An 11374-nucleotide genomic window follows, 5' to 3' on the forward strand; every position below is an offset into this window, starting at 1 on the left:
GCTGCACGCGGGGCACTTGGCGCTTTGCCATGGTGCAGCTAAGCTTGTCACCACAGCAGACTGTTAGGGATCCGAGCATGGCCGGCAATGGCGACCTGACTGCCCATAAGGAAACGTACAGCGGATTCCTCTGGCTGGTGAAATGGGGGACGATTGTCGTGCTCCTGATCGCCGCGCTGGTCGTCTGGCTGATCGCCGGCTGATGAAGATCGCCGTTCTGTCCGAAACCGCCGCGGACGAGCGGCGGGTGGCCGCCACTGCCGAAACGGTGAAGAAGTTCGTCCAGCTCGGCGCGAGCGTCGCGGTGGAGGCGGGAGCCGGAAGCAACGCCTCGGTTGCAGACGCCGACTTTGCCGCGGCAGGTGCGACGATCGGCAGCCGGGCCGAGATACTGGCTGGCGCGGACGTGGTGCTGGGCGTGCGGGGGCCTGCCCCCGAATCGCTTGCCGGCATCCGGCCCGGTGCCTGGCTGGTGGCGGGGCTCAATCCGTTCGGTGAGCGCTCGCGGGTCGACGGCTATGCCGCGCTCGGGATCGAGGCGCTGGCGATGGAGTGGATGCCCCGCATCACGCGCGCCCAGTCGATGGACATCCTGTCCTCGCAGTCGAACCTTTCCGGCTACAAGGCGGTGATCGATGCGGCCGCCGCCTATGGCCGTGCATTCCCGATGATGATGACGGCTGCGGGCACGGTTTCGGCCGCGCGCGTGTTCGTGATGGGCGTGGGCGTGGCGGGCCTCCAGGCGATCGCCACCGCACGCCGGCTGGGCGCGCAGGTTTCCGCCACCGACGTGCGGTCGGCCACCCGCGAGCAGATCCAGTCGCTGGGCGCCAAGCCGATCTTTGTGGAGAATGTCGCCGGCATCGAGGGTGAGGGTTCGGGCGGCTATGCCACCGAAATGTCGCCCGAGTACCAGAAGGCGCAGGCCGAGCTGGTGTCCAGTCACCTGGCGAAGCAGGACGTGGTGATCACCACCGCGCTGATCCCCGGCCGCCCCGCCCCGCGGCTCATCACCGACGCCCAGCTCCAGACGATGCGACCCGGCAGCATCGTGGTGGACCTCGCGGTCGAGCAGGGCGGCAATGTCGAGGGCGCGGTCGCGGGCGAAGTGGTGGAGCGTCACGGTGTCCGCATCCTCGGCCATCGCAATGTGCCGAGCCGGCTCGCCGCCGACACTTCCGCACTGTTCGCGCGCAACCTCTACAACTTCCTCTCGGCCTATTGGGACAAGGATGCCGGGCGTCCGGTGCTGCCGGACGAGGACGAGGTAACTCAGGGCATTCGCCTCACCCGCGATGGCGCCGTGGTGCATCCCCGGCTGCTTCAGGCCTGACCCCAGAATGGCGAAGCGCCTCTATCTTGCCGGCCCGGACGTGTTCCTGGCCAACGCCCCCGCAATCGCCCGCGCCAAGCTCGACCTCTGCGCCGCGCTGGGGTTCGAGGGGATCTTTCCGTTCGATGTGGAGGCGAGCCCTTCGGCCAGCGGCACTTTCGACGAGGGCGTGGCGATCTATCGCGCCAACCTGGCGCTGATGCGCTCGGCCGATGCGATCGTCGCCAATCTGACGCCGTTCCGCGGGGTCGGCGCGGATGCCGGCACTGCGTTCGAACTCGGCTTCTTCGCCGCGCTCGACCGGCCGATCCATGGCTATTCCTCGGCCGTGGGGGATTTCGCCACCCGCATGCGTGCGCTGGTCGGGGACGATGCCAAAGCGGTGGTCGAGGATTTCGGCCACCAGGACAATCTGATGCTGGGCGGCGCGGTCGCGTCGCACGGAGAATGGGTGACGGTCGCAGACGGGGATCCGGCGGCAATGGCGGCGTTCGAAGCCTGCCTGCGCGCGATCCCCGCGAGCCGCTGACGAAAGGGCAAGGCCATGGACTTCGTCTCGATCCTGTCGATCTTCGTGCTGGCGTGCTTCGTCGGCTATTATGTGGTGTGGTCGGTCACCCCGGCGCTGCACACGCCGCTGATGGCGGTCACCAACGCAATCTCCTCCGTCATCATCGTCGGCGCGCTGGTCGCAGCCGCCGCGGCAGGCGTGCCCGGTGCCAAATGGCTGGGGCTGCTGGCGGTGGTGCTGGCGAGCATCAACATCTTCGGCGGCTTTGCGGTCACCGAACGCATGCTGGCCATGTACAAGAAGAAGGAACGGCCGGAGGCTGCCGCCAGGCACTCGTCGTCATCGCATTAGTCGTCATCCCGGCGAAGGCCGGGGTGACGGAACAAGGGGTTCAGGATGGAACACGGAACTTCGGTCAACCCCTGGGTGGCTCTCGCCTACCTGATCGCAGGCGTGTGCTTCATTCTCGCACTGCGGGGCCTCTCCTCCCCCGCCACCTCGCGGCGCGGCAACCGGCTCGGCATGGCGGGCATGACGATCGCGGTGGTCACGACGCTGGTGACCCATATGCCAGTGCAGACGCTGGGGCTGGTTCTGGCCGATCCCAGCGGGGCCGTCGCTGCGACCGGCCCGCTCTTTGCGCGTATCGACACGCTGACGCTGCTCGAAATTCTCGGCGCCATCGCACTCGGCGCCGTCATCGGCCTCACCACCGCGCGCCGGATCGCGATGACGGCGATGCCACAGCTGGTCGCCGCCTTTCACTCGCTGGTCGGCCTGGCCGCGGTGCTGGTCGCCTGCGCCGCCTTCCTCAACCCGGTCGCCTTCGGCATTGCCGAGCTGGTGGTGCCGATGATCGGCCAGCCCTTCGCGGCCATCCACCCGGTCAGCCGGCTTGAGATGACGCTGGGCGCCGCGATCGGCGCGATCACCTTTTCGGGCTCCATCATCGCCTTCCTCAAGCTCAACGGCAGCATGTCGGGCAAGCCGATCCTGCTGCCCGGCCGCCACTTCATCAACCTGGCCGTGCTGGGCGCGATCCTCGCGCTGACCGTGCAGTTCGCCCACACCCAGACGCCGTGGATGTTCTGGGCGGTGACGGTGCTCGCCTTTGTCGTCGGCTTCCTGCTGATCATTCCGATCGGCGGCGCGGACATGCCGGTCGTGGTCTCGATGCTGAACAGCTATTCGGGCTGGGCGGCGGCGGCGATGGGCTTTACGCTTGGCAACAGCGCGATGATCATCACCGGCGCGCTGGTGGGCTCTTCGGGCGCGATCCTGAGCTACATCATGTGCCGGGCGATGAACCGCAGCTTCCTGAGCGTCATCGCCGGCGGCTTTGGCGCGGAAACCGGCGGCGCCAGCGGCGGCGAGGCGATCGACCGCCCGTGGAAGCGCGGCTCGGCCGAGGATGCCGCCTTCCTGATGAGCCAGGCCGAACAGGTCATCATCGTCCCGGGCTATGGCATGGCGGTCGCCCAGGCGCAGCATGCCGTGCGCGAGATGGCCGACAAGCTGAAAGCCCATGGCGTGCGCGTCAAATATGCCATCCACCCGGTCGCCGGCCGCATGCCCGGCCACATGAACGTGCTGCTGGCCGAGGCAAACGTGCCGTATGACGAGGTGTTCGAGCTGGAGGACATCAACGCCGAGTTCGCGCAAAGCGACGTCGCCTTCGTAATCGGCGCCAACGACGTTACCAACCCCTCTGCCAAGACGGACAAGAGCTCGCCCATCTACGGCATGCCCGTGCTTGATGTAGAAAAGGCCAAGACCGTGCTGTTCGTGAAGCGCTCGATGGGCGGCGTCGGCTATGCGGGCGTCGACAATCCGGTGTTCTACATGGACAATACCATGATGCTTCTGGCCGACGCCAAGAAGATGACGGAAGAGATCGTCAAGGCGCTCGATTGAACTGGCACAATTTCTATGCCACCAAGCCGTCATAACGGATGCTTAACATCCGGGTAACGGTGGGGCTTCAGGCATGCTGGAATCGTCTTCGCTCGCTTCCGATGGTCTCGCCGGGGGGCTTGGCCGTCCCCCGCTGAGCGCAAGTGCCGCCGCGCTGCGCATCGTGGCGAACGATCCCGCCAGCGCGACCGCAGCAGAAAACGCAGCGTTGCTCGCGGGCGCCGACATCGTCGGGCGCAGCGACTTCGCACAGACGGACGCGCCGCTGGACCCGCTTCTCCGCTTCGATGTCCTGCTGATCGAGGCGACGGGAGCCGAGCCGGCTGCGCTGGAGGCGCTGCTCCTATGGGCGCAATCCGCCAGCCAGACCGCAGAGGCCGGGTTGGTCGTCTGTTGCGACACGGAGCAACTCGACCAGGTGGTTTCGCAGGTCACCGCGCCCGGTGCCCAGCTGCTGTGCGATCCCACCACCGCCGACCGCGTGGCCGCGCTGACGATCGCCCGGCAGCGGCGGCTGCCCCAATTTGGCGGTTTCACGGAAAACGAAGGCGACCGCCTGCGCCGGCTGAGTGAGGAAGTCGCCCGCATCGCCGATGCGCTGAACCGCCTCACCGTCTCGGGCCGCGCGGGCAAGCCGGAGGGGCGGGCGCGCTTCGATCCTGCGCCGGTGACGCGCGACGGCATCCACCTGGAGCCGGGCCCCATCCCCACCGACCAGGGTGCGGAAGCGCTGCCCACCCCGTCCGCAATTCGCGGGGTGATTCGCGCCCGCCGGCTTCGCGAGCAGTTTTTCGATGCCGAACTGTTCGCCGATCCCGCGTGGGACATGCTGCTGGACCTGACCGTGGCGCGGCTGGAGCAGGCATCGGTGTCCGTTTCCAGCCTGTGCATTGCCGCCGCCGTGCCGCCCACGACGGCGCTGCGCTGGATCACCACCATGATCGAGGCGGGGCTGTTCGAGCGGCAGGACGACCCGCACGACCGGCGCCGCGCCTATGTCGCACTCACCGACCGCGGGTTCGAAGGGATGCAGGGCTATGTCGCCGCCGTGCGGCGTATGGGGCTGCCGCTCTTTTGAGGCCGCAGCCGAAGGACGGCGGCTATCCGAACGCCGGTAGCCGCAGCCTCACCAGCAGCCCGCCCAGGTCCTCGCTCTCTTCCAGCGTGACCGTGCCCTCATAGATTTCGGCCACATCGCGCACGATGGCGAGCCCGAGCCCGGTGCCGGGCTTGCCGCTGTCGAGCCGGACACCGCGATCGAAGATGCGCTGGCGGTCCGCCTCGGGGATGCCGACGCCATCGTCCTCGACCATGATTTCCGCAAAGCCCATGTCGGCGCGCACCGTCACGAACACGCTGCCCCCACCATATTTGGCGGCATTCTCGACCAGGTTGCCCAGAATCTCGTCCAGGTCCTGCCGTTCGATGCGCGCGACGAGGTCGCGAGCGCCGTCCACGTCGACGCGGACATTCGGATACAGCCGGCTGACCGCGCGCTCCACCGCCTCGACCGAGGGCCACACTTCGGAGCGGCTATGGGCGCTTCCCCGCCGCCCGACGGCGCGGGCACGGGCGAGATGATGGTCGACCTGCCGGCGCATCGTGCGCGCCTCGCGGATCACGGTGTCGACCAGATCGTCCTGCCCGGCGGCGGCGGCGTTCATGATGACGGTCAGCGGCGTCTTCAGCGCATGGGCCAGGTTGCCGGCGTGGCGCCGCGCTTCCTCCGCCTGCCGATCGTTATGCTCGACCAGCGCGTTGAGTTCCTCGACCATCGGCGCCACTTCGGCCGGCATCGATCCTTCCAGCCGAGCCGCCTCGCCGCTGCGCAGCCGCGCGATCGCATAGCGCAGCTTGCGCAAGGGAAGCAGGCCATACCACGTCTGCAACGCGGCCATCACGATCAGGCCGAGGCCGAGCAGCAGGAAGCTGCGCACCAGCGTGCGGCGCAGCACCAGGATCTGCTCGTCCAGAACGATGCGCGACTCCGCTACCTGGAACCGCCAGCGTACCGGGGACCCCGGCAACGTCAGGTCCCGTTCCGCGATGCGCAGCTTCTCGTCCGGGAAGGCATCACTATTATAGGTGCGGATATCCTTGTGCCGCGGTCCACCAACGGGCAGCTTGCGATCCCACAGCGAGCGCGACGGGAACGGCTCAAACCCCTTGCCGTTCACCTGCCAGTAGAGGCCGGAGCCCGGCTCCAGGAAGCGCTGGTCGTTCAACTCGCGATCGAACACGACCTCGCCCTCGGGCCCGATCTGCGCGGACACGATCATCGAGCTCAGCAGATAGTCGAGCTGGTCGTCGAAGTTGCGGGTGATGGCAGAGGTGAGCACCCGGTCGAGCGCATAACCGCCGCCCGACAGCAGCAGCAGGATCCACGCCGCCGCGATCAGGATCATGCGGCGGCTGAGCGACCCCGTCACGCGCACATAGCTGCGCGGCCGTGGGTCGTTCGGCCCCGGCTGCACCGGCGTCGCCGCCTTGTCGTGCCGCGCGGCCCAGGTGTCGAGCAGTCCGCCCCAGGGTTTCATCGCGCCGCCACCGTCACCGGTCGTCGATCCGGCTGCGCGTCAAACCGTCGGCGCGGGCGCGCCCGGCTCGTCGAGGCTGTAGCCCAGACCCCGGATCGTGGTGATCACGTCAGTGCCCAGCTTCTTGCGGATGCGGGTGACGAACACCTCGATCGTGTTCGAATCGCGGTCGAAGTCCTGGTCGTAGATGTGCTCGATCAGCTCGGTGCGGCTGACGACCTTGCCCTTGTGGTGGATCAGGTAGCTGAGCAGCTTATACTCCTGCGCGGTCAGCTTCACCGGCTCGCCCGCCTTGGTGACCTTGCCCGATCGGGTATCGAGGCGGATGTCGCCCGCGTTCAGCTCGGCCGAGGCATTGCCCGAGGCGCGACGGATGAGCGCGCGCAGGCGGGCGATCAGCTCTTCGGTCTGGAACGGCTTGGCAACATAGTCGTCGGCGCCCGCATCGAGCCCGGCGACCTTGTCGGACCAGCTGTCGCGCGCGGTCAGCACCAGCACCGGCGCGGTGCGGCCTTCCTTGCGCCAGCGGTCGAGCACGGTCAGCCCGTCGACCTCAGGCAGGCCCAGGTCGAGGATGATCGCGTCATAGGTTTCGGTAGAGCCCAGGAAATGCCCTTCCTCGCCATCGGTGGCGAGGTCCACGGCATAGCCGGCGCCTTCCAGCGTGGCCCGCAGCTGCCGGCCCAGATTCGGTTCGTCCTCGACGATCAGAACGCGCATTTTCACCCTTTCGCGAAGGCTCTATTGTCCCGTCCGGCCGACGATCTCGCCCGTGCGGCCGTCGACGTCGACCCAGATCACGGCTCCATCGCGCAGGAACTTGAGCGTGTAAATGGCGGTGCCGGCGTCAAAGTCGAAGCCCAGATATTGTGCGCCGCGCATCCTGCCGGTGACGCGGCGCTCGATGTCGCGCAGCGGCAGGATCTTGCCCTGCTTGCGGCCTTCCATCGCCGCTTCCTGGTCGCTGCGGTGGCGTTGCATGCCGGCCACGGGGGCCGCATCCACTGCCACAGGCAGCAGCGCACACACGCAAAGACCAGCTCGAACCAACATCCTCATGCTGGTTGGCATAGGGGGAGTGCCTTGAATAGCCTATGAATATGACCGGCCGTGCAAGTGTTGCACGGCGGCAACTTGCCCCACGTGCGGCAGCCGCCTACCTCGCGCCCATGGCAGCACCCATCTTGAGCTACGAAGGCCTCGGCCTGATCCAGGGATCCGGCTGGCTGTTCCGCGGCCTGGACCTCCACATCGGCCAGCGCGACCGGCTGGCGCTGATCGGACGCAACGGCGCGGGCAAGTCGACGCTGCTGCGGCTGATCGCGGGCACGCTGGACTCCGACGAAGGACGCCGCACCGTGGTGCCGGGCACGCGCGTGGTGCTGCTGGAGCAGGATCCCGATGTTTCGGGCTTTGCCACGCTTCACGACTTCGCCTGCCATGGCGAGGATGCCGCCGCTACCCACGAAGTGGAAGCGATCGCCGACCAGCTCGGCATAGACCTCGCGCGCGAGGCCGCGACCGCGAGCGGCGGTGAGCGGCGGCGTGCGGCGATCGCGCGTGCGCTGGCGATGAACCCCGACGTGCTGCTGCTCGACGAGCCGACCAACCACCTCGACCTTTCGGCAATCGAATGGCTGGAGGAATGGCTCGGTCGCTTTTCGGGCGCGTTCGTCGCGATCAGCCACGACCGTACCTTCCTGACCCGGCTCACCCGCTCCACGCTGTGGCTCGATCGCGGGACCATCCGCCGCAACGAGATCGGCTTCGGCGGCTTCGATGCCTGGATGGAGACGGTGCAGGCCGAGGAGCAGCGCGCCGCCGAAAAGCTCGACGCCAAGCTCAAGATCGAGGAGCACTGGCTGCACCGCGGCGTGACGGCACGGCGCAAGCGCAACCAGGGCCGCCTGGAGGCGCTCCACAAGATGCGTGCCGAGCGGGCTTCCATGACCGGGCCGCAGGGCACCGCCAAGCTCGCGATCGAAAGCGACGACACCAAGACCAAGGTGGTGATCGATGCCGAGCACGTTTCCAAGGCGTTCGGCGAGCGCACGATCATCAAGGATTTCTCGCTGCGCGTGCGGCGCGGCGACCGCATCGGCATCGTCGGCGGCAATGGTGCCGGCAAGACCACGCTGCTGCGCCTGTTGACCGGTGAACTGGCACCCGATGCGGGCACGATCAAGCTCGCCAGGACGCTCGACGGCATCGTCATCGACCAGCAGCGCAAGCTGATGGCGCCGGACAAGCGCGTGCGCGACGTGCTTGCCGACGGCGGCGACTGGATCGAGGTGCAAGGCGTGCGCAAGCACGTCCACGGCTATCTCAAGGAGTTCCTGTTCGACCCCAGCATCGCCGAGGCCAAGATCGGCACGCTGTCGGGCGGTGAGCGCTCGCGCCTGCTGCTGGCGCGCGAGTTCGCCAGGCCCTCGAACCTGCTGGTGCTCGACGAGCCGACCAACGACCTCGACCTGGAGACGCTCGACCTGCTGCAGGAGGTGATCGGCGACTATGCCGGCACCGTGCTGATCGTCAGCCACGATCGCGATTTCCTCGATCGCACCGTCACGGTGACGCTGGGGCTCGATGGATCGGGTACGGTCGACGTGGTGATCGGCGGCTATGCCGACTGGGAAGCGCGCCGCAAGCCCAAGGCGGAGCGCAAGCCCAAGGTGGCACCGGCTGCCGAGCCGGTGCGCGCCAAGGCCACCAAGCTCAGCTACAAGGACCAGCGCGACTATGACCTGCTGCCCGGGCAGATCGAGAAGCTGGAACAGGCGATCGCGCGGGACGAAGCGGCATTGGCCGACCCGGACCTGTATGCGCGCGATCCCAAGAAGTTCGACACGCTGATGGCAAGCGTCGCCAAGGCGCGTGCCGACAAGGATGCCGCGGAAGAACGCTGGCTGGAGCTCGCGGAACAGGCCGAGGCGCTGGCGGGGTAAGGTTCCTGTATCCCTGCGGCGGGATGCGGATCGGCACGCGCGAAGTCGCTTTACTCAGCGGCGCTGCATCGCAACAATGCCGGCGGCGCCCATGTTCCTCGGGCGCCGCACCCAAGGAAATGCTGATGCGCCTGCGCCCTGCCCTGCTTGCCGCCCCGATGTTGTTCGCCGCCCTCACCGCACAGGTGGCGCCGCCCGCCCCCAAGGACGTCGACACGCGCGCAGAGGCGAGCACGGGCGACATTCCACCCAATTTCACCATGCCGACCACCGCGTACAATTATGAGCGGCGCGAGATCATGGTGCCGATGCGCGACGGGGTGAAGCTGCACACCGTCATCATCGTGCCCAAGGGGGCGACCAACGCGCCGATCCTGTTGACGCGCACGCCCTACAACGCCTCGGGCCGCGCCTCGCGCAGCGACAGCCCCAACATGCTGTCCGCACTGCCGCAGGGCGACGAGGTGTTCGTGAACGACGGCTATATCCGCGTTTTCCAGGACATTCGCGGCAAGTTCGGTTCCGAAGGCGACTATGTCGTCACCCGCCCGGTGATCGGCCCGCTCAACCGCACCAAGGTCGACCATGTCACCGACGCCTATGACACCATCGACTGGCTGGTGAACAAGGCGAACCTGCCCGAATCCAACGGCCGCGTCGGCATGCTCGGCTCCTCCTACGAGGGGTTCACGGTGGTGATGGCGCTGCTCGGGCCGCACCCGGCACTCAAGGTCGCAGCACCCCAGAGCCCGATGATCGACGGCTGGATGGGTGACGACTGGTTCCACTATGGCGCGTTCCGCCAGGCGAACATCGGCTGGATCGGGTCGCAGAGCGGCTTCAAGGGCGCGGGCCAGCAGCCCCCCTCGACCGGCCTCGACGATTACGAAACCTTCCGCCGCATCGGCTCCGCCGGTGCCTGGGCCAAGCAGTCGGGCTTCGACCAGCTGCCCTTCTGGCGGCGCATGTCGGAGCACCCGGCCTATGATGGCGAGTGGCAGGGCCAGGCGCTCGACAAGATGGTCGCGGCCAATCCCTCCAACGTGCCGACGCTCTGGATCCAGGGCCTGTGGGACCAGGAGGACATGTACGGCGCGGTGATGACCTGGGAAGCGCTGAAGGCAAAGGGCAAGGCGGGGAACAACCACCTGGTCATGGGTCCGTGGCGGCACAGCCAGGTGAACTATGATGGTTCGTCGCTTGGGCCGCTCAACTGGGACGGCGACACTGCGCTTCAGTTCCGCCGCGACGTGCTGCTGCCCTTCTTCAACCGCTATCTGCGCGACAATGCGCCCGCCTATCAGGCGCCGCCGGTACTGATCTACAACACCGGGGCCAACCATTGGGACCGGCTCGCCACCTGGCCGCTCGCCTGCGAAAAGGACTGCGCGCAGCCGCTCACGCCGCTCTATCTGCAGGGCAACTACAGCCTGTCGTTCGGCAAGCCCGCGGGCGGTGCCGACAGCTACGTCTCCGATCCCGCCAAGCCGGTGCCGTACCTCGCCCGGCCGGTGTCCTTCGCCGACTCCGCGCGGTGGAAGGAGTGGCTGGTGAGCGACCAGCGTTCCGTCGACGGCCGTCCCGACGTGCTGACCTACCAGACCGAGGTGCTGACCGCCCCGACCCGCGTGTCGGGCGCGCCGATCGCGGACCTGTTCGCCCGCACGAGCGGCACCGACGGCGACTTCGTGGTCAAGGTGATCGACGTCTATCCCGACGAGGTTGCGTCGGACCCGAAGATGGGCGGCTACCAGCTGCCGATCGCGCTCGACATCTTCCGCGGCCGCTATCGCGACAGCTTCGAGAAGCCGACCCCGATCCCGGCCAACAAGGTGCAGCGTTATCGCTTCCGCCTGCCGACGGTGAACCATGTGTTCCAGCCGGGCCACCGCATCATGGTGCAGATCCAGTCGACGCTGTTCCCGCTCTACGACCGCAACCCGCAGAAATATGTGCCCAACATCTTCTTCGCCAAGCCCGCCGACTATCAGAAGGCAACCGTGACGATCGAGCACAATGCCGCGTCGCCCACCGCCGTATGGCTGCCGGTCGTGCCCGTCGACCAGCCACAGGTTCAGGCGGCGCGCTGATCCGCGCACATCCGCGGCGTGCCCCTGTGCCGCCGCGGATCTTA

11 protein-coding genes are annotated in these 11374 nt (G+C 67.5%); 8 read left to right on the forward strand and 3 right to left on the reverse strand.

Annotation, left to right across the window (positions count from 1 at the left end):
* Window positions 1-77 precede the first annotated feature (77 nt).
* From LK533_RS11250 to LK533_RS11275, 6 genes are all read left to right on the forward strand, one after another.
* The gene (locus tag LK533_RS11250; RefSeq protein WP_229362990.1) at window positions 78-203 is read left to right on the forward strand and encodes an aa3-type cytochrome c oxidase subunit IV; all 126 of its coding nucleotides are present in this window, start codon (window positions 78-80) and stop codon (window positions 201-203) included.
* Window positions 203-1333 carry a Re/Si-specific NAD(P)(+) transhydrogenase subunit alpha gene (locus tag LK533_RS11255; RefSeq protein WP_229362991.1) on the forward strand — a complete coding sequence of 377 codons (1131 nt, stop codon included), beginning with the start codon at window positions 203-205 and terminating at the stop codon, window positions 1331-1333. Before LK533_RS11250 ends, LK533_RS11255 begins: the two co-directional genes overlap by 1 nt.
* Window positions 1334-1340: 7 nt before the next feature.
* Window positions 1341-1862 (forward strand): nucleoside 2-deoxyribosyltransferase, encoded by a 522-nt coding sequence (locus LK533_RS11260; RefSeq protein WP_229362993.1) that lies wholly within the window; start codon window positions 1341-1343, stop codon window positions 1860-1862.
* Window positions 1863-1877: 15 nt separating this feature from the next.
* A complete protein-coding gene (locus LK533_RS11265; RefSeq protein ID WP_229362995.1) occupies window positions 1878-2195 on the forward strand; it encodes an NAD(P) transhydrogenase subunit alpha in 318 nt (105 codons plus the stop codon).
* A 45-nt stretch (window positions 2196-2240) separates the two neighbouring features.
* Window positions 2241-3758 carry an NAD(P)(+) transhydrogenase (Re/Si-specific) subunit beta gene (locus LK533_RS11270; protein ID WP_229362996.1) on the forward strand — a complete coding sequence of 506 codons (1518 nt, stop codon included), beginning with the start codon at window positions 2241-2243 and terminating at the stop codon, window positions 3756-3758.
* Window positions 3759-3831: 73 nt separating this feature from the next.
* Window positions 3832-4836: a winged helix DNA-binding protein gene (locus LK533_RS11275; protein WP_229362997.1), complete on the forward strand. Its 1005-nt coding sequence runs from the start codon at window positions 3832-3834 to the stop codon at window positions 4834-4836.
* A 22-nt stretch (window positions 4837-4858) separates the two neighbouring features.
* On the opposite strand, the gene LK533_RS11280 is transcribed toward LK533_RS11275, so the two are convergent.
* From LK533_RS11280 to LK533_RS11290, 3 genes are all read right to left on the reverse strand, one after another.
* Window positions 4859-6163: a sensor histidine kinase gene (locus LK533_RS11280; RefSeq protein WP_420705846.1), complete on the reverse strand. Its 1305-nt coding sequence runs from the start codon at window positions 6161-6163 to the stop codon at window positions 4859-4861.
* 171 nt (window positions 6164-6334) lie between these two features.
* Window positions 6335-7015: a response regulator transcription factor gene (locus LK533_RS11285; RefSeq protein WP_229362999.1), complete on the reverse strand. Its 681-nt coding sequence runs from the start codon at window positions 7013-7015 to the stop codon at window positions 6335-6337.
* Between the two features lie 21 nt (window positions 7016-7036).
* Complete coding sequence (locus LK533_RS11290; protein ID WP_229363000.1) at window positions 7037-7276, reverse strand: hypothetical protein; 240 nt, start codon at window positions 7274-7276, stop codon at window positions 7037-7039.
* Between the two features lie 188 nt (window positions 7277-7464).
* Here LK533_RS11290 and LK533_RS11295 point away from each other — a divergent pair, with 188 nt between their 5' ends.
* Together LK533_RS11295 and LK533_RS11300 are read left to right on the forward strand one after the other, a co-directional pair.
* Window positions 7465-9240 (forward strand): ABC-F family ATP-binding cassette domain-containing protein, encoded by a 1776-nt coding sequence (locus LK533_RS11295; protein WP_229363001.1) that lies wholly within the window; start codon window positions 7465-7467, stop codon window positions 9238-9240.
* Between the two features lie 125 nt (window positions 9241-9365).
* Entirely contained in the window at window positions 9366-11330 is a 1965-nt protein-coding gene (locus LK533_RS11300) for a CocE/NonD family hydrolase (protein ID WP_229363002.1), read from the forward strand.
* Window positions 11331-11374 lie beyond the last annotated feature (44 nt).

Origin of the sequence: Sphingomonas sp. PL-96, assembly GCF_020707215.1 — a bacterium.
Classification (GTDB): domain Bacteria; phylum Pseudomonadota; class Alphaproteobacteria; order Sphingomonadales; family Sphingomonadaceae; genus Sphingomonas.

Excerpts from the sequence above, each read along its gene's own strand:
- LK533_RS11300 (WP_229363002.1), top strand. The coding sequence starts at position 9,366 with ATGCGCCTGCGCCCTGCCCTGCTTGCCGCCCCGATGTTGTTCGCCGCC.
- LK533_RS11270 (WP_229362996.1), top strand. The coding sequence starts at position 2,241 with ATGGAACACGGAACTTCGGTCAACCCCTGGGTGGCTCTCGCCTACCTG.
- LK533_RS11280 (WP_420705846.1), bottom strand. The coding sequence starts at position 6,163 with ATGATCCTGATCGCGGCGGCGTGGATCCTGCTGCTGCTGTCGGGCGGC.
- LK533_RS11250 (WP_229362990.1), top strand. The coding sequence starts at position 78 with ATGGCCGGCAATGGCGACCTGACTGCCCATAAGGAAACGTACAGCGGA.
- LK533_RS11285 (WP_229362999.1), bottom strand. The coding sequence starts at position 7,015 with ATGCGCGTTCTGATCGTCGAGGACGAACCGAATCTGGGCCGGCAGCTG.
- LK533_RS11255 (WP_229362991.1), top strand. The coding sequence starts at position 203 with ATGAAGATCGCCGTTCTGTCCGAAACCGCCGCGGACGAGCGGCGGGTG.
- LK533_RS11265 (WP_229362995.1), top strand. The coding sequence starts at position 1,878 with ATGGACTTCGTCTCGATCCTGTCGATCTTCGTGCTGGCGTGCTTCGTC.
- LK533_RS11290 (WP_229363000.1), bottom strand. The coding sequence starts at position 7,276 with ATGCAACGCCACCGCAGCGACCAGGAAGCGGCGATGGAAGGCCGCAAG.
- LK533_RS11260 (WP_229362993.1), top strand. The coding sequence starts at position 1,341 with ATGGCGAAGCGCCTCTATCTTGCCGGCCCGGACGTGTTCCTGGCCAAC.
- LK533_RS11295 (WP_229363001.1), top strand. The coding sequence starts at position 7,465 with ATGGCAGCACCCATCTTGAGCTACGAAGGCCTCGGCCTGATCCAGGGA.
- LK533_RS11275 (WP_229362997.1), top strand. The coding sequence starts at position 3,832 with ATGCTGGAATCGTCTTCGCTCGCTTCCGATGGTCTCGCCGGGGGGCTT.